Genomic DNA, 2,291 nt, shown 5'->3' with positions numbered 1-2,291 from the left:
CATCGGCCGGCTCCGGCGTTTGATAGCCCGATGGTCCTGTTCGACAATGTTGTTCAGGTACTTGATCTGACGGACCTTGATCGGCGTCTCGCGATCGGCATTCACCGCATCCAGTGCGGCCAGATTGGAGCCGCTTTTGTCGATGGTCACGGTCTCTGGCGTACCATTATGGGCGATCGCCTTTTCAAAGAACCGCCGGGCGGCGACCTTGTCCCGCCTGGCCCTGAGCAGGAATTCGACCGTGTCGCCCGCCTTGTCCACTGCCCGGTAAAGATATTTCCACTCGCCTTTGATCTTGCTATAGCTCTCGTCCATTCGCCAGCTTTTCCCAACCGGACGCTTGTGCTTGCGGAAGCGCCTTTCGAAGAGCGGCAGCAGCTTGATGACCCAGCGGTACACCGTCGAATGATCCACCGCGATACCACGCTCGTCCATCATTTCCGCAAGATTGCGCAAACTCAGCGAATAGGCCACGTACCATCGCATGCACAGCAAAATCACTTCAAGCGGGTAGTGAAGGCGCTTCAGGACCTTGGCCAGGCCCGGCGCGAGTGTGGTTCGCGGTGTCTTCGTCTTCTTCATCGCACAGCTCAAAAATTCGCTACCCAATCTTAACGTGGGCCTTACTGCAACAGAACCCTCCAAACCAATCGGCGGGCGACCGTTGCCGCGTTTCGGGTAATACGGTTCGACTACCGCGCACAGTTCGCTCCACGGAACGATCGTGTTCATCGTGTCAAGAAACTCGTCGCGCCGCGTGCGTTTGCGTCGGGTCTCGAACCCCGCACCTTGATCCGCGGCCATCGCGAGCGTCTGCTGCTTCATTGTCTTTTGCCTTTCTCGTTGCTTGCGCGCTCTATAACGCTTGACGCGCACAAGCGGTGGACTTCATCAGCATTGCCCTAACCGATCCTTGAGCGCTATTTGCACCACAACCTCCTTAGTCTGGCTTTATATGGATTATTCAATGCTGGCTTCATGATGTTGCGCTTTTACACAACCCGCAGCATCTTTGCAATACCCCCATCCGGACAAAGCCACCAATCACTTCGCCAATCAGGTTATTGCTTCGCAGGGCACATCTAGCGATGCTGGGTACTTCATGCATCATCCCTTCGCTTGAGCGGACAACCGCTGAAATCCGCCAAAACCCGCAACCAGTTGCGCATCACGCTGTCTACCCTGTTTTCCGTCACTCGTCCATGACAATCTCCCGTATCGTGATGAACTGCGTCGTGTTCGTTTGCGGCCTCGCAGCGGCGCCATTCGCGCGCGCCAACTGCTTCGATGATGCCGCTGCGTACCAGCACGTCAATCCACTCATCCTGCGCGCCATTGCGTGGCAGGAGTCGCACAATCGCGCCGATGCGATGCACGTCAATGCAAACGGCTCGGTCGACTACGGGCTGATGCAGATCAATACGATTCATCTGCCCGCACTCGCGCGCTACGGCATCGGTAAGGACGCGCTGATGTCGCCCTGCAAAAGCGTGTACATTGCGGCATGGCAGTTGCGTCGCCAGATGATCAAATATGGCAATACCTGGGCCGCAGTCGGCGCCTATCATTCAGCCACGCCAGCGCTGCGCGACGAATACGCGCGCCAGATCGACGGCATCCTGCGGCGCTGGCAGGTGCGCCCCGAGGACCGGTCGGGTGCGCGTACTGCAAAGCTACGGCCGGCCGATGCAGGTAATGGTCCGCCGTCTGAATGACTCTCTCGGGTTCTGTCGGCTTTGTCCGGATGGGGGTATTGCAAAGATGCTGCGGGTTGTGTAAAAGCGCAACATCATGAAGCCAGCATTGAATAATCCATATAAAGCCAGACTAAGGAGGTTGTGGTGCAAATAGCGCTCAAGGATCGGTTAGAGTGTCGCCCTGACCGATTTGAGAAGCCGCGATGAACAAGCTGAAGAATCTGGACGGACTATTCGCCGGCCGTCATTTTGACCGTGAGGTGATCATTCTTTGTGTGCGCTGGTATCTGCGCTACAACTCAGCCTGCGCGATCTCGTCGAGATGATGGCTGAGCGAGGGTTGTCGCTGGCTCCCACGACGATTCTGCGTTGGGTGCGCCGCTATACGCCCGAGTTCGTCAAGGGCTGGAACCATTTTGCCACGTCTGCGGGACGGTCGTGGAGGGTTGACGAGACGTACCTGAAGATCCGGGGCAAATGGGTTTATCTATATCGGGCGGTGGATCGGGACGGCCAGACGGTAGACTTCATGCTCAGGGCAAAGCGCGATGTGGCCGCGGCAAAAGCCTTTTTCGGCAAGGCGGTCAAACATCA

2 protein-coding genes and 1 pseudogene are annotated in these 2,291 nt (G+C 57.2%); 2 read left to right on the top strand and 1 reads right to left on the bottom strand.

What is annotated here, in order from left to right; all coding sequences use genetic code 11:
- The coding region (locus tag GCT19_RS41690; protein ID WP_152855067.1) for an IS6 family transposase at positions 1–582 on the bottom strand (582 nt) is incomplete at its 3' end.
- Positions 583–1,202: 620 nt separating this feature from the next.
- Here GCT19_RS41690 and GCT19_RS41685 point away from each other — a divergent pair.
- Positions 1,203–1,715: a lytic transglycosylase domain-containing protein gene (locus tag GCT19_RS41685; RefSeq protein WP_408582419.1), complete on the top strand. Its 513-nt coding sequence runs from the start codon at positions 1,203–1,205 to the stop codon at positions 1,713–1,715.
- A gap of 185 nt (positions 1,716–1,900) precedes the next feature.
- Positions 1,901–2,291, top strand: a pseudogene (locus GCT19_RS41680) (IS6 family transposase); the annotation flags it as partial.

This window comes from Paraburkholderia atlantica (assembly GCF_009362785.1).
GTDB lineage: Bacteria > Pseudomonadota > Gammaproteobacteria > Burkholderiales > Burkholderiaceae > Paraburkholderia > Paraburkholderia atlantica.
This window is presented reverse-complemented; position numbering and strand designations above follow the sequence as displayed.